The organism is Nitratiruptor tergarcus DSM 16512 (assembly GCF_027946175.1).
In the GTDB taxonomy this organism is placed as follows: domain Bacteria; phylum Campylobacterota; class Campylobacteria; order Campylobacterales; family Nitratiruptoraceae; genus Nitratiruptor; species Nitratiruptor tergarcus.
The window spans coordinates 1552126-1569624 of sequence record NZ_AP026671.1 but is presented as its reverse complement, the minus strand read 5'-3'; the positions used below and the strand labels follow the sequence as shown (position 1 = coordinate 1569624).

Below are 17499 nucleotides of genomic sequence, written 5' to 3'. Positions count from 1 at the left end.
AAAGAGGCTTAAAGAGCCTCTTCGTCTGTTTCTCCCGTTCTGATACGAATAACTTTTTCTATATCACTTATAAAGATTTTTCCGTCACCGATTTTACCTGTACGAGCAGCTTCACTTATTTTTTGTGTAACCATTTCTACGTCATCATCTTTGACAACAACTTCTATTTTTACTTTTGGTAAAAAGTCCACTACATACTCTGCTCCTCTATAGAGCTCACTGTGACCTTGCTGGCGTCCATAACCTTTAACTTCACTCACTGTCATTCCAGTAATTCCTGCTTCACTCAGTGCCTCTTTGACATCTTCAAGCTTAAATGGTTTGATTACTGCTTCTATCTTTTTCATATAAAACCCCTTTTGGTAATTTTTGGAAGGTTCAACCTACTTGAGGTTGAATCCTTTCTCTCCATGGACTGCTTCATCAAGACCTATAACTTCTGTCTCTTCATCAACTCTTCCGCCACCAGTAAGGAGTGATGCGACGAAATATACAATTGCTGTGACAATACCAGTAAAGATCATTGTAACTGCTACAGATTCAAGCTGTACGAGCATTTGTGAAACTCTATTTCCGTGATCTTTAAGAGGGCTTCCATCCCATGCAAGATTTTGGAGTGCAAACATTCCAGTTGCCAAAGCGCCCCATAGACCAGCGAGAAAGTGGACACCAAAAGCATCAAGGCTATCATCATATTTAAATACCTTTTTAAGCCATGCTACTCCCCAAAATCCTACGACACTACCACCAATGCCTATTATGAGCGCACCCAAAACATCTACAAAACCAGCTGCTGGCGTAATAGCTACAAGACCAGCTACTGCCCCTGTTGCTCCACCAAGAAGTGTTGGCTTTTTGTATACAAACCACTCTATGAGGATCCATGTTAATGCACCAATAGCTGCAGCGAAGTTTGTCATAAGAAGTGCGCTACCAGCTACTCCATCTGCTGCAAATTCGCTTCCTGCATTAAATCCAAACCATCCAAACCAAAGAAGTGCAGCACCAAGAGCTGTAAGGATAATAGATGATGGATGCAGAGCCTCTTTTGGATACCCTTTTCTTTTACCAAGCATGAGAGCAAGAACCAATCCTGCGAGGCCACCATTCATGTGTACAACTGTGCCACCGGCAAAATCAAGAGCACCATCATTGTATAAAAATCCTCCACCCCACACCATATGTGTAATAGGTACATACACGAAGGTAACCCAAAGCACTGTAAAAAGTGTCCAAGTAGAGAATTTTATTCTCTCAATGACTGAACCACTAGCAATTGCTACTGTGATTGCAGCAAATGTTCCTTGGAATGCTATAAAGACAAATTCAGGATAGGTTCCACTAAGACTATCACTCGAGACACCTTTTAAAAAGAGTTTGCCCAGATCACCGATGATTGCACCATCACCATTGAACGCGAGTGAATATCCCCACAAAACCCATACAATAGATCCTATAACATAGGCGATAAACACCATCATATAGGTATTGAGCACATTCTTTGCTCGTGTCATACCACCATAAAAAAGTGCCAGCCCTGCTGGTGTCATAAGCATAACAAACGCAGTTGCCACAATCATCCATGCCGTATCGCCACTATTGAGTTTATCTTCTGCCATTGCTAAGGTTGGCAGGAGAGCCAGAAGAGGCGCTATCCATTTTTTCATAGAAACTCCTTTGAAATTTTTATCAAAGAAATTGTATCTTTAGTAGTACAAAAATTTTGTATAATTTTTATACAATTACAAGGAGATAGCATGCGAACTTTTGTAGCCAAGTCGCCACAAACTATAAAAGCTCTCAATATCTTGCAAGCTGCAGCAAATCTTCCTGTAAATATTGCTATTATAGGTGAAAGAGGTACGGGAAAGGAGACGCTCGTTAATGAAGTTTTCCCTCATATACCCAGATATAGTGTAGCTTCACTTCCTCAAAAAATCGAAGCTAAAGAGATCTTTATACGCGACTTTGAAAATATTGAAAACCTCCATATTTTTATGCGTAGTATCCAAGGAGTGCGTTTAATTGTAGCTGTGACGAAGTTTGATGAAGAGCTTGATGAATTTTTTCCTATTCAAGTAACTATTCCACCCTTGCGAGAGCGTACAGAAGATTTTGAAGAGCTCAAACGCATCTATATACAAAAGGTCAAAGAGGAGTTTGAGTTAGAGGAGTTTCCACAAGATTTTATACCAGATTTACAAAGTAATGTAATATCGCTAAAAAAATCTATCTATGAGAAAGCTCTTCTCTCTTCTATGGATGAGGAGGAGATTATGCAACTATTAGAGCAGTATTTGGAAAATAGAGTGGATGAAGGGTATAAAGAGCTTCTCTATCTTTTTGAAGTACCATTACTTCGAGCAGCAAAGAAAAAATGTAAAAGTGTTCTTGCTATGTCGAAGGCTTTGGAACTCAATCGTGCTACACTCACGAGTAAATTAAAAAGATATGCATCTAAGATATAAAGGGGAGTTCTATGTGCAGTTGATTATTGTTTACAGTGATAATAAACTGCTCATCTTCTATTTTATCAAGTTTTGTTATCTCTTCACTCTCGATGATAACCTCCACTACCCTATAGCGTTTTTCATCTATTTTCAAACTTCTCCCCATAGCAATATGTACTTTTATAAAAAGCTTTTGTGCATTTTTTAAAGTTCTGAAGATTTTATTAAGAAGCTTGAGAAAGTGGTTTATATCGAGTTTGAATTCAGGTATGGAGATATCATACTCTGCTGTAATTTTTGTTTGGTCAAGATGTGTATTAATTGCAATATCAAGAAGAGTAAAGATATTGGCAGGTTGGAGATCTTTGCTGCTCTTTTGCACCTTTGATCCACAGGTGTTTTTATGCAGCATGAGCCCGATATGCTCACTATCAAGATAGCCCACAGTTATAGCACAATAGGTAGCGTGTCCAATATCTAGCTGCAAAAAGGTGTGCTTAAAACCAAAGCTCATAGATGCATGGCTTACAGCAAGATTGTAAAGATCTTCTTTAGGTGCGATAGAGAGGAGATACTCTCCCTCTTTATTATATTCAATAATTTCGCCTGTTTCACTAAAGAGTATAAATGGATTAATGCTATTTTCTATAAGCTCTTTGTAAAAATTCATAAAAAAATTATAACTAAACTTTTGCCCATCCATGCATCTTTTTAGCACTGAGCACCGAGCCTTTACTGTAAGAGATTGGATTGATTGCTACATAGTTTAACTCTTCTAAAAGTTTTGTGAACTCTTCTATTTTTGCTTTATCTAAAAAAAGTAGCAGATCTGCTGCATTTTTCATCATGCGGTAAGTTTTGCGCAAAAACTGCTCAGGATCTTGGAGTTTTGTAATATCATAATTAACAAAAATTGTATCAAACTGCATAGATCGTAAGTTATAGCGCTCTTTATCCTCATCAATGCGGCGCACCTTTGCTGGTAAATCTTTAATCTCCTCATAAATTGCATCTTCCAAAGCTACAATTTCAAGATAATGCCCCTGCTCTTGGCAAAAATCACACAGACTCTTTGAGCTTTCAAAAGCATCGCTAAATTGATAGACCCTTACCCCTGGTAGTTTTGGAATAATAACAAAAAGCTCCTCCATTTACTCCTCCATCCATATAATTGAAGCAAATCTGCCGGTACGCCCCTCCCTGCGATAGGAGTAGTAACGCCTATCGCAACAGGTGCATATATTCAAATCTTTGATATATGATACTCCTTTTTTATGGAGCTGCTCATAAATCATAGCTTTAATATCAAGAAATCTGCCTCTTTTAATAAAACGAGAAGGTGTCTTTTGCAATATCTCCTCCCCTACTTCATAGCAGCAGCTATGAATTCCAGGACTTATAACGGCTCTTATCTCTTGCGCACCAAGCTGATACATTATTTCGATTGCATTTGTTACTATCCCCTGCTGGGCTCCGGCACGTCCAGCGTGAACTGCTCCAATAATGAAATTAATTGAATCATAGAGGAGTACACCAAAGCAGTCTGCACTCATAATGGCTAAGGCAAGATTTGGTTTTGTAGTGATAAAACCATCACACTGGAGAGGAGCGTTATACTTATCAAGAATAATGACTTTGTTGCTGTGGATCTGGTCTGCAAACTGAGCATTTTTAATACCGGCTTTTTGAAACAAAATTTTACGGTTTTGTATCACATCTTCTGGGTCATCTCCAGTATGCAAAGCGATATTGAGCTCATGAAAGGGAGGCTTGCTTACACCTCCAAAGCGATCACTTATGAAGTACTTTATCTGCATACAAAAAAACCTTTGCTTGTGGGAGATAGCGATTTTCAAAATTATAATATATTGGTTTTAGCGCAAATGCTGTCCATCCATCTTTGGCTTGAAGAGAAATTTGCTCTTTTACATCTATAAGACCAGAAACTTTGATGCGCAGATAGAGAGGCTTTGTGAGAGAGGGAGCTACAATAACAAACCCATTTTGAAAAAGGCGCCAGTATATGCCATCTCTTTGCTGCATTTTTTCCAAAGGTTTACCAAGATCTATAAAGTAGAGAGGATCCTTTTCCAACTCATGATTAAAGGGAACCTCAGTATAGCTATAAAATCCTCCAAGTTTTGCAAGAGCGTAGTTGTAGTAGATAATATCGCGAGGTTTTTTAGCTACAAGCAGATCCCCTTTTGCTTCAAAAATTGGAGCTGCATAGTTTAAATAGATCATCTGTTTAAAATGGTACTTTTTCTTCAGTTGAGAAAATGTCTTAAAATAATCAAAAACCTCATCCAAAGGGGCAAATGTGGTGGTAGGAATAAGACTCAAAGTGCCCTCAATATTTGTCATGGCTGATGTATTGTCAACTTGCGTCATATAGCTTTCACACATATCATAATCTACTGATTCTAAGAGATTTTCATTACGGTAAGCTTGGTTGGTGATGACAAGCAAGCCAGCATCACGGAGTTTTTGAAAAAATCTTTGCAAGCACTTTGTATAAGATCCATGCGAATGTTTTTTCTTGAAACGCTCTTGATACTTAGCAAACTCCTTCTCATGTAAAAACTCCTCATTAGCCCAGTCAAAAAAGTACCCTACAATGCCGAGATTTCTCTTTTGTTCAAGAAGATAAGAAAAACGTTTTTGCATCAGAACTTCATTGCACATATCGTAAAAGTATGCCCCCTCTTTGTTTGGTTTATCGTAAAGAAGGGCTTGAGGATGCTTTTTAGCCCAAGTTGTCAGAGGATTTATCTCATCTTTGTAAAATCCTGCACTCCATTCATATGCAACAACTTTTTTAAAATCACGAAGATCTTTTCCTAAAAGATCGGCAATTCCTCCTAGCTCTATAATCTCAAAGGGCTTTACAAAAGTAAGATCCCTATCCCATATACGTGCAGTAGCATAGAGAGGAGTTGATGAAGGCAGAGGCAGAACTTGCAGCTTTGTTGGTTGATAGCTTGCTGGAGTTGCAGGCTCGAAATCTGCGCCAAAAAGTATACATGCTACAAGAAGTATGAAATATTTCATAATTTTTTAGAATCAGCAATAATTGTGACAGGTCCATCATTGATGATACCAACCTCCATCATAGCACCAAACTCTCCCTTTTGTACAGGCACCTTCTTCGCAAGCTCTTTACAAAACTGCTCATAGAGTTCCTTGGCTCTTTTAGGCTCCATTGCCGCGCTAAAATCGGGACGATTGCCTCGTTCGATATTGCCAGCGAGGGTAAATTGGCTTATTACCAATATTTCTCCACGAACTTGTAAAATATTTTTATCAAATTTCATATTCTCATCAGGAAAGATGCGAAGATTGCATATTTTCTTTACAAGTTTTTGAATATCTTCATCCGTATCATCTTCCATGACACCAAGTAAAATATTGTATCCTTTGCCGATGCGAGCAATCTCTTTGTTCTCAACTTTAACCCATGAAGCCGTTACGCGCTGAATGAGTGCAATCATTATATCCCCTTTGCTATAATGGTAAAGAAGTAATTTAAAATTATGGTAAAATATATTTAATAAAAAATAAAATAATATATTATTCAGGAGATTGCAGATGATGTTTAGTGATCGATTTGAAGCAGGAGAACTACTAGCAAAAGAGTTGCAAGAGTATAGAGAAGATCCTAATACAGTAGTTATAGCCTTGCCAAGAGGAGGGGTGCCAGTTGCATATGTGATTGCAAAGCAGTTGGATCTGCCTCTTGATATCTTTTTTGTTAAAAAGATCCCCTCTCCCTACAATCCTGAAGCAGCTATTGGGGCTATTAGTGAAAATGGAGAGGAGTTTGTCAATGAAAGAGCAGTCATTATGCTCAATGTCGCACGTCACTACATAGATGAGCAAGAGGCACAGATCTTAGAGAAGATTCGCCAAAAAAGAGCGCTCTACAATAAGCCGCGTATCGATATCAAAGGCAAAAGGGTTATTTTGGTTGATGATGGGGTTGCTACGGGTGCTAGCATGTACTTAGCAGCCAAAGCGCTCAAAAACGAAGGGGCAAAAGAGGTTGTCATAGCCGTCCCTGTTGCGCCACCAGATAGCATAGCTTTGCTCAAAGAGGCTGCTGATAAAGTTATAGTGCTCGATGCTCCAGCAGATTTTATGGCAGTAGGGCAGTTTTATAGAGATTTTCATCAGCTCAGTGATGATGAAGTGATGGAGCTATTGAGCGAGTTCTAAATGCCTCGTACTATGAGGCTTAATAGCCCGATATATTCATGAAGTGCTGCATAGGATGCATCAAAATAGTCCATTTTTGGAAAAAGTGCTGAGAGTTCAAGCGCGGATTTTATTCTAAAATCTGTTTTTACTGGGGTTATTCTAAAACCAAAATGGGTAAAGAGACGGTAAGCTCTTGGCATATGGACTGCAGAGGTAACAAGATAGATCTCTTTTGTTGGAAGCATTTTAGCGCAGTATGCAGCGTTTTGATAGGTATCAAGGCTTCTATCTTCATAAATAACTGGAAGAGTAAAATCAAAACGTTTTTGTAAAAAGACTATCTCTTTTTTTGCATATTTCGCTTCATATCCAGTATAGACTAAAGTAGCATTATGCTCCTTTGCTACTGCAAGTCCCATGAGTAGCCGTTCTGTGGCATGGGCACTGAGGGGGAGCGCTCCTTTGTCATATCCCCCTCCAAGGACTACTACATAGCGTGGATTAACTGCTTTCTTTGGCAGGTGCATATTTTCTAAAGGCTCCAAAAGTAGATGTGCACCAATTTGTGTTGAGAGAAACCAAAAGAGTAGTGCCAAAAGAAACATCACTCTTTTGAGATAGCCAAAAGAGGCTAAAAGAAGAGTCCAAATAAAGAGGGCTGGCGGCATGAGGGTATATGTAAAGAGTTTAGAAAGAGCGTAGATCAAACGAGTTTTACTCCCTTTTGCCCTTTTTGCAGCTTTCCAATAATATAACCGTCACATTGTGCCAAGACATTTTCTACATTTTCGGGAGCAACCACCAAAATCATTCCTATACCCATATTAAAGGTTTTATACATCTCGCTCTCTTCTACATACTGCGCAATAAAATCAAAAATGGGCAGTGTCTTGATCTTCTCTTTTTCTACTACTGCTTGGAGATCTTGTGGTAAAACGCGAGGGAGGTTTTCTACTATACCGCCACCTGTGATATGTGCAAGAGCTTTGATAGAGTTTTTGAGTTTTTTATATGTTTTGACATAGATGCGAGTAGGGCGAAGGAGCACATTTTTAAGCTTTTCACCTTCAAACTCATCTTCTAAACTCATTCCAAGCTTTTCAAAAAAGAGTTTGCGCACGAGACTATAGCCGTTGGAATGGATTCCAGAAGAGGGGAGGGCGATGAGCGCATCTCCAGCATGAAGAGGAGGCCTATTTTCAAGCTCTTTACGCTCTGCAATTCCTACGGCAAAGCCAGCAAGATCAAAATCACCCTCGCGATACATTCCAGGCATCTCTGCAGTCTCACCACCGATGAGTGCACACTCACTCTCTTTGCACCCTTGTGCAATCCCTTTTATCACCTCTTTTGCTTCTTCTACCTCAAGTTTTGCGGTAGCGTAGTAGTCAAGAAAAAAGAGAGGCTCTGCAAAACTACATATAAGATCATTGACGCACATAGCTACTAAATCAATGCCTACAGTATCAAACTTCTTTGCCTCAATTGCAAGTTTGAGTTTCGTACCTACGCCATCAGTTGCTCCAAAGAGCACAGGCTCACTATATCCTTTTGGAAGAGCGAAGCCCCCTGCAAAACCTCCGATATTGCCAAGAACATTTTCATTAAATGTCTCTTTGACAAAAGGCTTTATCTCTTCAACCAGCTTTGCTCCAGCATCTATATCGACTCCACTCTCTTTATAGCTGATACTCATTTCTCATCCCAGTTACACTTGCCAAAGATCTTATTGAAAAACCAAAGACTTGGACAAAAATTTGTAAAAGCAAAAATGAGTAGCATAATAATGATAAATGTCTGCAGCACAACTGCAATTTGAAACATTGTTTGGTCACTTCGTCCCATTGCAAAAAGATACATTGTAAATCCAAGCATTATAGCCATCAAAATTCTTTGCGCTTTGTCACCACACATCACACCCTCCTCATTTTTTTGTTTAATTATAGCATTTATGGTTAAATTGATAAATTTTTGCTAAAATCAGACAAATTTTATCTTAAATGGAGTGAAGATGTGGTTTGAAGAGATACATAATGACTTTTTCAAGCAGGGCGTCAAAGTAAAAGAGAAACTCTTTGAAACAAAGAGCAGATATCAACATATAGAAGTATATGAGAGTGATGAGTTTGGAAAGATTTTAGTTATTGATGGACACGGGATGTTGTGTGATAAGGATGAATTTATCTATCATGAGATGATGGCGCATGTCCCTGCTTGCACCCATAAAGATCCCAAAAGAGCGCTTGTTATTGGTGGAGGAGATGGTGGGGTGGCAAAAGAGCTTCTGCGCCATCCACAAATGCAAGTAGATTTAGTAGAGATTGATGAAGAAGTAGTCAATGTGAGTAAGAAGTATTTTCCACAAATAGGAGATTGGGACAATCCACGCCTCAATCTTATAATAGATGATGGAATTGAATATGTCAAAAATATGGAAGCTGGTACATATGATCTAGTGCTCATTGACTCAACTGATCCAGAAGGACCGGCAGAAGGTTTGTTTGATCGTAACTTCTATGCACATGTTTTTAAGATTCTCAAAGATGATGGGGTAGTTGTAGCTCAAGGTGAGAGCTGGTGGATAGATATGCCGCTTCACAAAGAGATTATGGGCGTTATTGGGGAGTTTTTCAAAATAGTTATGCCATATCGCTTTGAGATGTATATGTATCCAGGATGTAATTGGAATTTTATTTTGGGAAGCAAGCACCACCATCCAACAGCAGATATGATTTTACAAAGAGCAGATCTGCTTGATGGACTACGCTACTACAATGCGGATATCCATAAAGCAAGCTTTGTCCTTCCAAACTATGTCAAAAAAGAGCTAGGAGATCTCTATAAGTGGTAACTCCTTTTGCTCATGCTATTGCGCTCACTGGCGGGATTGCAACAGGAAAAAGCACTGTTTGCAATCTTTTGAAACTCTATGGATTTCATATCATTGATGCTGATGCAGTTGCACATGAACTTCTTGATGAGAATAGCGACAATATTGCAAAGCTTTTTGGTAATCAATATGTAAAAGATGGCAAGGTATTACGTAAAGAGCTAGGCAAACTCATCTTTGGTAACAAAGAGGAGCGTCTTAAACTTGAAAAGCTCCTCCATCCTCAAATAAAAAAACGTATAGAAAAACTTGCCCAAAAAGAGGAGAAATTTAAAGTCCCTTACTTTATTGATATCCCACTCTTTTTTGAAAAGAGAAACTATCCTATCAAAAAAGTAGTTGTAGTTTATGCGCCAAAAGAGTTACAGGTAGAGAGGCTATGCAAAAGAGAAAGACTAAGCTTAGAAGAGGCAAGACAACGGATAAAATTGCAAATCGATATTGAAGAAAAGCGAAAAATGGCCGATTATATTATAGATAATTCTCAAGATCTCAAACATCTGCAAAAAGAGGTGGAAAGATTTATTGAGCAAATAAAGGTTGAGTATGCAATTGGTTAAATATAGTGCCAGCGGAAACGATTTTATTCTCTACCATGCATTTACCAAGCGAGATCGCAGCCAGATTGCACGAGAGCTTTGCAATCGCCATGAAGGTATTGGAGCCGATGGCCTCATAGTTCTCTTGCCTCATAATGAGTATGATTTTGTATGGGATTTTTATAACGCTGATGGAAGCGAGGCCGCTATGTGTGGTAATGGTAGCCGTGCTGCAGCACACTATGCGTACAGCTTTGGGCTTGCTGGAAAAAAGATGCGCTTTTTGACACTTGCTGGCGAGATAGAAGCAAGTGTAGAGGATGATATTGTAGAGAGCCAACTTACCCCATATAAGATCTTGCAAAGAGATATTGAGGAGTTTGGAAGAGAGTGGTGGCTCATCGATACTGGAGTACCGCACTTAGTGACTATTGTGGATGATTTGAAACATTTTGATAAAGATGTTGCAAGAAAATTGAGAGAAAAATACAATGCTAACGTAAATTATGCTATAATCCACAGCCCAAAAAAGATAGGGGTACGCACGTATGAGCGGGGTGTTGAAGATGAGACACTCGCATGTGGTACCGGTATGGCAGCTTGCTATGTAAAAGCGCAACAAGAGGGGAGAGTTGATAAGAGTGTCAATCTCTATCCAAAAAGCGGCGAAGAGCTCGCTATTCGCCAAGAAGATAAAAACCTCTTCTTTAAAGGGAGAGTGAAAAAAATTTTTGAAACCTTTAAGGAGGGAATTGTTTGAGAAGAGTTTTAAGTCTATTGGTAATGTTGACGCTGTTTGTTTATGCAGCAGATGGATTACCAAACTGGTATTACTCTATTAAGGATGTGAAATTACAAAAACAGAAATTTTTTGAGATATTGCGTCCATTGGTAGAAAAAGAGAATAAAAAGATTTTGCAACAAAGAGCATTTGTAAAGAGATTTTTCCAAGAGTATAGAAAAAATCCTCTTGTAGATGATGCACTGCTACAAAAACTCGCTCGTTTGGCAAAAAAATACCGTATAAAAGAGCTCTATAATGAGCAGGAGTATCTCAAAAAGATTGATACTATTCCGGTATCTTTAGTGCTTGCGCAAGCAGCTCTTGAGAGCGGATGGGGTAAGAGTAGATTTGCCAAAGAGGCCAACAATCTTTTTGGAGAGTGGACATATGGCAAACATGGTCTTGTGCCAAAACAGAGAACTCCAGGGAAAAAACATAAAATACGTATTTTTAAAACTATAGAAGACTCCATAGCTTCCTATATGCTCAATCTCAACCGCCATGCTGCTTATAAAGAGTTTCGTATGGCACGCTATCTTGCAAAAAAAGAGGGCAAAAAGTTTGATGGACTCCAAGCTGCCATGACTATGCAGCGCTACAGTGAGCTTGGAAGACGCTACAATCATCTTGTAACCACTATCATCAAAAAGAATCGTCTCCATGAATTTGAGGGGTAAAATCTTTTACCCTTCTTCTTCGATTATAATAATTAATTACCTAAGAAAAGCTATTTTTTTTTGCTAAAGTATGAGAGTGCGAAGATGGGTTATAGCCCAGCTTCTTGTATTTTTTGCGCTTGGTAGTGGGCAATGAGAGGCTCTATAATTTGATCAAGATCGCCACTTTGCATAATCTCTTCTAGCTTGTAAAGCGTAAGACCTATGCGGTGATCTGTAATGCGGTTTTGAGGATAGTTGTAGGTACGAATTCTCTCACTTCTATCGCCGCTTCCAACTTGCTCTTTTCTGTCTTTTGCAAGAGTCTCTTGCTGCTCACGCATCATCTTTTCATAGACACGCGCTTTAAGCACCTTGAGAGCCTTCTCTTTATTTTTGTGTTGGCTCTTTTCATCTTGCATTGCTACAACAATTCCTGTAGGAATATGGGTGATGCGTACAGCACTGTCTGTCGTATTGACTGATTGACCTCCACATCCACTTGAGCGGTATACATCGATTTTGAGATCGTTTGGGTTGATCTCTACATCCACATCATCTACTTCTGGCATAATTGCTACAGTAACAGCTGAGGTATGGATACGCCCTTGCGATTCAGTCTCTGGAACGCGCTGAACGCGGTGCGTTCCTGCTTCATATTTGAGACGGCTGTAGACACCTTCTCCTTTGATTTTGGCAATAATCTCTTTATATCCCCCCGTATCGCTCTCACTTGAGCTTACAATCTCTACTTTCCAGCCCTTCTTTTCAGCATAGCGTACATAGGCTTTAAAAAGATCAGCAGCAAAGAGTGCAGCCTCTTCTCCACCAGTACCAGCGCGGATTTCGAGATAGATATCTTTTTCATCATTAGGATCTTTAGGAATGAGGAGTACTTTTATCTCTTCTTCTAGCTGCTCTTTTTTTGGCTCAAGCTCTTTGAGCTCCTCTTTTGCAAGCTCTCCTAGCTCTTCATCTTCAATAAGTGCTTTGTTTTCCTCTATAGCTTCAAGAGTTTGAAAATACTCTTTGGCTTTTTCTACAATAGGCTCTATATCTGCTTGCTCTTTTGAGAGCATTGTCATTTTTTTTATATCTTGCGTTATTTCTGGAGAGCTGAGAAGCTTATTTATCTCGTTGTAGCGTTCTATGAAGGGTTGGAGTTTCTCTTTTAACATATCTGCCTTGCAGGGCTGCTTATGCAGCCTCGCTCATTGAATTTACTAATTTATGAAGTTTTGATACTTTTCGTGCTGCATTATTTTTCTTAATAATGCCTTTGCTGACATACTCGTGGATTCTTTTATTTGCAACTTTTAAAGCCTCAACAGCCTTCTCTTTATCACCTGCTTCTACTGCCTCTTTTACCGATTTAATAATATTTTTCATTCTAGTGCGGTAAAATCTGTTTCTCTCTGTTCTCTTTTTTGTTTGGCGTACCCTTTTAAGAGCGGATTTATGATTTGCCATTTCCTTTAATCCTTTTTAAATTAATTTTAGGCTAAAATACTACCCAAAAAAAGTTTAAAATAACTTTAAATTAATAAACTTTTAAGTTTAGAGGAAGAGAAAAATGCAACTTTTTGGAACGGATGGAGTACGCGGTAAAGCCGGGGAAAAACTGACAGCAATGTTAAGTATGCGCCTTGCAATGGCAGCAGGGATCTACTTTCGCAAAAATAGCAAAACAAATAAAATTCTTGTAGGAAAAGATACAAGACGTAGCGGTTATATGATAGAAAATGCGCTTGTAAGTGGATTAACAGCTGTTGGATACAACGTGATTCAAATAGGTCCTATGCCTACACCTGCAATTGCCTTTTTAACTGCAGATATGCGCTGTGACGCGGGAATTATGATAAGCGCTAGCCATAATCCCTACTATGATAATGGTATTAAGTTTTTTAATCATAATGGTGATAAGCTCCAAGAGTGTGACGAAGAGGCGATTGAGCAGATCTATTTTAATGAGGAGATTATTGAAGAGAATCAAAAGACAGATCAGGATATTGGAGCCTCTAAAAGGATAGATGATGTTATTGGGCGCTATATTGTGCATCTGAAAAACTCTTTTCCAAAAGATCTTACACTCAATAATCTTCGCATCGTTATTGATACTGCTAATGGTGCTGCTTACAAAGTGGCTCCTACTGTATTTAGCGAGCTGGGTGCTGAGGTAATTGTCATCAATGATAAACCAAACGGCTTTAATATCAATTACAAATGTGGGGCAATGCATCCAGAGGAACTTGCTGCGAATGTAAAAAAGTATCGCGCTGATATTGGATTTGCCCTTGATGGGGATGCGGATAGGCTAGTAGTAGTTGATGAAAAGGGTGAGATTGTAGATGGAGATCATCTACTTGGTGCTCTTGCTACTTTTTTGGATTCTCAAGAAAAATTGCAAAAACGCACTATGGTAGCAACTGTTATGAGTAACAAAGGGCTCGAGGATTATCTGCAAAGTTGTGATATTTCACTTGTACGCTGCAGTGTAGGGGACAAGTATGTACTAGATGAGATGAAAAAGCGAGGACTCAATTTTGGTGGAGAGCAGAGTGGCCATGTGGTTTTTGGAGACTATGCAAAGACAGGCGATGGAATAGCTACTGCACTGCAAATTACTGCTTTGATGCTTAAAAGCAACAAAAAAGCAAGTGAAATTTTACGCCCCTTTACGCTCTATCCAAGTAGGCTCGAAAATATTGCTATTAAGCGTAAAATACCTCTTGAAGAGATTGAAGGATATGAAAAGCTTCAAGAAGAGCTGAAGCAAAAGGGGCTGCGTTCCCTCATTCGCTACTCTGGTACAGAAAATAAATTGCGTATTCTTCTTGAAGGAAAAGATCGTAAACTTCTTGATAAAGCGATGGAGGAGCTTATCGCATTTTTTCAGCACGAGCTTGCCTGATGCGTTTCATGTTTGCTTTCATATTAATGGTTGCAGGCGTTTTCTTTATCGATAGAGCCATTAAAGATCTCTTCTTGCAAGGTTTTTATTGGGAGAGCAGATGTATTACGCTAGGTTATGTGCTCAATAAGGGCGTGGCTTTTAGTATGTTTGCCTTTTTGGGCACATCGCTCAAGTGGATTTTGTTAGTTTTGGTGATTGGGGCATTTATCTATGTGTGGCACGAGAGGATGCTGCAGTTTCATCCTCTGCTCTTTGGTATCCTTTTTGGAGCTGCGTTGGGCAATCTTTATGATAGATTTGTGTATGGCGGCGTTATTGATTATGTATATTGGCACTGCTGGTTCGATTTTGCAATATTTAACTTTGCAGATGTTATGATCGATGTTGCAGTGGGACTGCTTATTTATTTACATTTTCGTAAAAAATAGGTAAAATAACGCTTGCGGTCGCGTAGCTCAGGGGTAGAGCACTACGTTGACATCGTAGTGGTCAGAGGTTCGAATCCTCTCGCGACCACCATGATTTGGTATATTTGTGTGTTAGTTTTAGCGCATTGATATACCAAATTGCTTAAAGGAATTGATTGGAGCCAATCGCTATAAAAGTTAATGACGAAGTAGTAGATCTACAAACTGCAAAAGATAAAAATATCGACATCGAATCCGCTGAAAAAATCTATCCTGAAAACTCTCCAGAAGCTTTAGAAGTTCTTCGCCACTCAACTGCACATTTAATGGCACAAGCTATCAAAGAACTCTATCCCGATGCAAAGTTTTTTGTAGGACCAGTAGTGGATGAGGGGTTTTATTACGACTTTCGTACTTCTCAAAAGATCAGTGAAGAGGATCTCCCAAAGATTGAAAAGAAGATGCAAGAGATTGCTAAACGCAAGCTCGATATCACGCGCTATGAGATCCCAAAATCTGAAGCGATTGAGAAGTTTAAAGCTGACGATCTTAAACAAGAGGTTTTAAAATCGATACCAAGTGATGTAGTCTCAATCTATAAGCAAGGAGACTTTGAGGATCTTTGTCGTGGGCCTCATGTACCAAATACTAAATATCTTAAGCACTTCAAACTCACACGCGTAGCTGGAGCATATCTAGGTGGAGATGAGACAAAAGAGATGCTTACACGCATCTATGGAGTGGCTTTTGCAGATAAGAAATCTCTCAAAGACTATTTAACTATGATTGAAGAGGCCAAGAAGCGTGATCATAGAAAGCTTGGAAGTGAGTTAGAGCTTTTTATGTTCAGTGATGAGGTGGGCGCTGGCCTTCCACTTTGGCTTCCAAAGGGTGCAAGGCTGCGCAGTAAACTTGAATCGCTCCTTTTTGCTGCCCATAGAAAAAGAGGATATGAGCCTGTACGTGGCCCAGAAATCTTAAAGAGTGAACTATGGAAAAAGAGTGGCCATTACCAAAACTACAAAGAGAATATGTATTTTACTGAGATCTGTGATGATGAGACAAAAAAAGAAACCTGCGTAGAGTATGGCATCAAACCAATGAACTGTGTTGGTCACATTATGATCTATAAATCAAAAAAGAGAAGTTATAGAGAGCTTCCACTCAAATTTTTTGAATATGGCGTTGTACACAGGCACGAAAAGAGTGGAGTACTCCATGGTCTCTTTCGCGTAAGAGAATTTACCCAAGATGATGCGCATATCTTTTGCAAGCCGGAGCAGATTAAAGATATCGTTCTTGAGGTATTAGGTTTCGTGGATGAAATAATGAAAAGTTTTGACTTCTCTTATGAAATGGAGATATCCACTAAGCCTAAAAAAGCAATAGGCGACGATGCAATATGGGAGATTGCTACAAAAGCGCTTAAAGAGGCTCTTGATGAAAATGGCCATAAATATGGTATAGATGAAGGTGGTGGTGCATTTTATGGGCCAAAAATCGATATAAAAATCACGGATGCTATTGGGCGAAAATGGCAGTGTGGAACAATTCAGGTAGATTTTAATTTGCCTGAGCGATTCGAGCTTGAATTTACTGATAGTGATAATAGTGCGAAGCGTCCCGTAATGATTCATAGAGCGATTTTGGGATCTTTTGAGCGCTTTATCGGTATCTTGATAGAGCACTATGCGGGAGAGTTTCCATTCTTCATCGCTCCAACGCAAGTAATCTTTGTTCCAATTGCAGATCCCCATAGGGCATATGCGCAAGAGTTGCAGCAAAAACTACTATCAATGGGAATTGATAGCGAAATTTATGATTCTAAAGATAGTCTTAATAAGCGTATTCGCAACGCAGAAAAACAGAAAGTTCCTATGGTTGTGGTACTAGGAGATAAAGAAGTGGAGCAAAAAAGTGTTGCTGTAAGGGACAGAAGAGAAAAAATTCAGTATAATTTATCAGAAGAAGATTTTATTCTTAAAATAAAGGAGAAATTAAGTGAGGTACGCTTTTGAGTAAGAAAAAAGAAGAAGTGCTCTTGAATGAGCAGATAAGAGCACGTGAAGTTCGCTGCATAGGAGATGATGGTACACAGTATGGAATTATAAGCCGCGATGAAGCTCTCGCATTGGCTGAAGAGAAAGGCCTTGATCTAGTGCTCATAGCCCCTAATGCCAATCCTCCAGTTTGTAAAATAATGGACTATGGCAAGTTTAAATACCAGCAAGAGAAGAAAAAGAAAGAGGCCAAAAAGAAGCAGACGAAGATAGAAGTAAAAGAGATCAAACTCTCAGTCAAAATTGCACAAAACGATATAGACTACAAAGTCAAACATGCGCGAGAGTTTCTTGAAAAAGGGAAACATGTAAAGTTCCGCGTATTTTTGCGAGGACGTGAAATGGCAAACCCAGAGGCTGGTATAGAAGTGCTCAATAAGATTATTCCTCTCATAGAAGATATTGGCGTTGTAGAAAAAAAGCCTCACCAAGAGGGACGCTATATCAATATGCTCGTTGTTCCAAAAAAAGAGGAGAAGAAAAAGTAAATACTTCTTTGTCGGCATCGAGCGTCTCGATCGCCGATACTCTAACTACTCTTTTGTTTTAAACTCCCATTCAGCACTTTTTGCTATAATACTTACCTTAAATTCTACAAAGGG

At 39.1% G+C, this 17499-nt stretch carries 22 protein-coding genes and 1 tRNA gene; 11 read left to right on the top strand and 12 right to left on the bottom strand.

Annotated elements, in window-relative coordinates; genetic code table 11:
• Positions 1 to 8 precede the first annotated feature (8 nt).
• Together NITER_RS08275 and NITER_RS08270 are read right to left on the bottom strand one after the other, a co-directional pair.
• The gene (locus tag NITER_RS08275) at positions 9 to 347 is read right to left on the bottom strand and encodes a P-II family nitrogen regulator (RefSeq protein ID WP_084275004.1); all 339 of its coding nucleotides are present in this window, start codon (positions 345 to 347) and stop codon (positions 9 to 11) included.
• Positions 348 to 383: 36 nt separating this feature from the next.
• The gene (locus tag NITER_RS08270; protein ID WP_084275005.1) at positions 384 to 1667 is read right to left on the bottom strand and encodes an ammonium transporter; all 1284 of its coding nucleotides are present in this window, start codon (positions 1665 to 1667) and stop codon (positions 384 to 386) included.
• A 90-nt stretch (positions 1668 to 1757) separates the two neighbouring features.
• On the opposite strand from NITER_RS08270, the gene NITER_RS08265 reads away from it, so the two are divergent.
• Entirely contained in the window at positions 1758 to 2468 is a 711-nt protein-coding gene (locus NITER_RS08265; protein WP_084275006.1) for a sigma 54-interacting transcriptional regulator, read from the top strand.
• On the opposite strand, the gene NITER_RS08260 is transcribed toward NITER_RS08265, so the two are convergent.
• From NITER_RS08260 to dtd, 5 genes are read right to left on the bottom strand one after another with little or no spacing between them, the layout of a single operon-like run.
• Positions 2458 to 3168, bottom strand: coding sequence for a hypothetical protein (locus tag NITER_RS08260; protein ID WP_281847656.1), 711 nt, complete (start codon positions 3166 to 3168; stop codon positions 2458 to 2460). The two genes, NITER_RS08265 and NITER_RS08260, sit on opposite strands and share 11 nt — an antisense overlap.
• Entirely contained in the window at positions 3134 to 3601 is a 468-nt protein-coding gene (locus NITER_RS08255) for a hypothetical protein (RefSeq protein ID WP_084275008.1), read from the bottom strand. Before NITER_RS08255 ends, NITER_RS08260 begins: the two co-directional genes overlap by 35 nt.
• The gene (gene pgeF, locus NITER_RS08250) at positions 3602 to 4267 is read right to left on the bottom strand and encodes a peptidoglycan editing factor PgeF (protein ID WP_084275009.1); all 666 of its coding nucleotides are present in this window, start codon (positions 4265 to 4267) and stop codon (positions 3602 to 3604) included.
• Positions 4242 to 5501: a hypothetical protein gene (locus tag NITER_RS08245; protein WP_084275010.1), complete on the bottom strand. Its 1260-nt coding sequence runs from the start codon at positions 5499 to 5501 to the stop codon at positions 4242 to 4244. The genes pgeF and NITER_RS08245 overlap by 26 nt, the downstream gene beginning before the upstream one ends.
• On the bottom strand, positions 5498 to 5941 hold the full coding sequence (gene dtd, locus NITER_RS08240) for a D-aminoacyl-tRNA deacylase (protein ID WP_084275011.1): 444 nt from the start codon (positions 5939 to 5941) through the stop codon (positions 5498 to 5500). Before dtd ends, NITER_RS08245 begins: the two co-directional genes overlap by 4 nt.
• A gap of 97 nt (positions 5942 to 6038) precedes the next feature.
• On the opposite strand from dtd, the gene NITER_RS08235 reads away from it, so the two are divergent.
• Positions 6039 to 6665: a phosphoribosyltransferase gene (locus NITER_RS08235; protein ID WP_084275012.1), complete on the top strand. Its 627-nt coding sequence runs from the start codon at positions 6039 to 6041 to the stop codon at positions 6663 to 6665.
• Here the strand turns inward: NITER_RS08235 and NITER_RS08230 are convergent.
• The 3 genes from NITER_RS08230 to NITER_RS08220 are packed head-to-tail and all read right to left on the bottom strand — an operon-like array spanning position 6662 to position 8561.
• Complete coding sequence (locus tag NITER_RS08230) at positions 6662 to 7354, bottom strand: YdcF family protein (RefSeq protein WP_084275013.1); 693 nt, start codon at positions 7352 to 7354, stop codon at positions 6662 to 6664. The two genes, NITER_RS08235 and NITER_RS08230, sit on opposite strands and share 4 nt — an antisense overlap.
• Positions 7351 to 8343, bottom strand: a complete 993-nt coding sequence (purM, locus tag NITER_RS08225; RefSeq protein WP_084275014.1) for a phosphoribosylformylglycinamidine cyclo-ligase — start codon at positions 8341 to 8343, stop codon at positions 7351 to 7353. The genes NITER_RS08230 and purM overlap by 4 nt, the downstream gene beginning before the upstream one ends.
• The gene (locus tag NITER_RS08220; protein WP_084275015.1) at positions 8340 to 8561 is read right to left on the bottom strand and encodes a hypothetical protein; all 222 of its coding nucleotides are present in this window, start codon (positions 8559 to 8561) and stop codon (positions 8340 to 8342) included. The genes purM and NITER_RS08220 overlap by 4 nt, the downstream gene beginning before the upstream one ends.
• Before the next feature lie 97 nt (positions 8562 to 8658).
• Here NITER_RS08220 and speE point away from each other — a divergent pair, with 97 nt between their 5' ends.
• The 4 genes from speE to NITER_RS08200 are packed head-to-tail and all read left to right on the top strand — an operon-like array spanning position 8659 to position 11537.
• Positions 8659 to 9498: a polyamine aminopropyltransferase gene (speE, locus tag NITER_RS08215; protein WP_084275016.1), complete on the top strand. Its 840-nt coding sequence runs from the start codon at positions 8659 to 8661 to the stop codon at positions 9496 to 9498.
• Complete coding sequence (gene coaE, locus NITER_RS08210) at positions 9492 to 10097, top strand: dephospho-CoA kinase (RefSeq protein ID WP_084275017.1); 606 nt, start codon at positions 9492 to 9494, stop codon at positions 10095 to 10097. The genes speE and coaE overlap by 7 nt, the downstream gene beginning before the upstream one ends.
• Positions 10084 to 10836 carry a diaminopimelate epimerase gene (dapF, locus tag NITER_RS08205; protein WP_084275018.1) on the top strand — a complete coding sequence of 251 codons (753 nt, stop codon included), beginning with the start codon at positions 10084 to 10086 and terminating at the stop codon, positions 10834 to 10836. Before coaE ends, dapF begins: the two co-directional genes overlap by 14 nt.
• Complete coding sequence (locus NITER_RS08200) at positions 10833 to 11537, top strand: glucosaminidase domain-containing protein (RefSeq protein WP_269456995.1); 705 nt, start codon at positions 10833 to 10835, stop codon at positions 11535 to 11537. The genes dapF and NITER_RS08200 overlap by 4 nt, the downstream gene beginning before the upstream one ends.
• Positions 11538 to 11626: 89 nt before the next feature.
• Here the strand turns inward: NITER_RS08200 and prfA are convergent, their stop codons facing one another.
• Together prfA and rpsT are read right to left on the bottom strand one after the other, a co-directional pair.
• Positions 11627 to 12694 carry a peptide chain release factor 1 gene (gene prfA, locus NITER_RS08195; RefSeq protein ID WP_084275019.1) on the bottom strand — a complete coding sequence of 356 codons (1068 nt, stop codon included), beginning with the start codon at positions 12692 to 12694 and terminating at the stop codon, positions 11627 to 11629.
• 19 nt (positions 12695 to 12713) lie between these two features.
• The gene (rpsT, locus tag NITER_RS08190; protein WP_084275020.1) at positions 12714 to 12986 is read right to left on the bottom strand and encodes a 30S ribosomal protein S20; all 273 of its coding nucleotides are present in this window, start codon (positions 12984 to 12986) and stop codon (positions 12714 to 12716) included.
• Positions 12987 to 13089: 103 nt separating this feature from the next.
• Here rpsT and glmM point away from each other — a divergent pair, with 103 nt between their 5' ends.
• The 5 genes from glmM to infC all read left to right on the top strand — a co-directional run bounded on the left by glmM (position 13090) and on the right by infC (position 17385).
• A complete protein-coding gene (glmM, locus tag NITER_RS08185; RefSeq protein WP_084275021.1) occupies positions 13090 to 14427 on the top strand; it encodes a phosphoglucosamine mutase in 1338 nt (445 codons plus the stop codon).
• Positions 14428 to 14435: 8 nt separating this feature from the next.
• Entirely contained in the window at positions 14436 to 14858 is a 423-nt protein-coding gene (gene lspA, locus NITER_RS08180; RefSeq protein WP_281847650.1) for a signal peptidase II, read from the top strand.
• A 16-nt stretch (positions 14859 to 14874) separates the two neighbouring features.
• Positions 14875 to 14949: transfer RNA gene (locus NITER_RS08175), tRNA-Val, on the top strand.
• Between the two features lie 64 nt (positions 14950 to 15013).
• Positions 15014 to 16855 (top strand): threonine--tRNA ligase, encoded by a 1842-nt coding sequence (gene thrS / locus NITER_RS08170; RefSeq protein ID WP_084275023.1) that lies wholly within the window; start codon positions 15014 to 15016, stop codon positions 16853 to 16855.
• On the top strand, positions 16852 to 17385 hold the full coding sequence (gene infC / locus NITER_RS08165; RefSeq protein ID WP_084275024.1) for a translation initiation factor IF-3: 534 nt from the start codon (positions 16852 to 16854) through the stop codon (positions 17383 to 17385). The genes thrS and infC overlap by 4 nt, the downstream gene beginning before the upstream one ends.
• Positions 17386 to 17499 lie beyond the last annotated feature (114 nt).